This is a genomic window from Polaromonas sp. P1_G2, assembly GCF_056405515.1.
The window spans coordinates 1-394 of record NZ_JBFUBY010001480.1; the positions used below are offsets into that span (position 1 = coordinate 1).

Below are 394 nucleotides of genomic sequence, written 5' to 3' on the forward strand. Positions count from 1 at the left end.
GCTGGACGCCGCTTCCTGTCGTGGAGGCGGCGTCGTTGTCTTTTAGGCCGCCCGGCGTGCCGGCGCATGGCTCGGCGCACCCGACGACAGCTTGAACAGACCGACAAGTTGTGAGAGCTGGGCTGCCTGATCGGAGAGCGCCACGCTGGAATTGGCGGTTTCCTGCACCATGGTCGAATTCTGCTGCGTCATCCGGTCCATCTGGCTGACGGCGCTGTTGATCTCGTTGATGCCGGTCGACTGTTCCTGGGCGGAATGGGCGATATTGTCGATCAGCTGGGCGATGTTGTTGATTTCGACGATGATGCTTTCCAAGGCTGTGCCGGTGCGATCGACCAGGGCCACGCCGCGCTCGACATGCTGGGAAGACGTGCTGACCAGCGCCTTGATTTCC

Annotated in this window: 1 protein-coding gene; it reads right to left on the reverse strand. The window is 61.9% G+C overall.

Annotated elements, in window-relative coordinates; translation table 11 throughout:
* Nucleotides 1-42 precede the first annotated feature (42 nt).
* On the reverse strand, nt 43-394 hold a 352-nt coding region (locus AC1D0P_RS31180), incomplete at its 5' end, for a methyl-accepting chemotaxis protein (protein WP_477680263.1).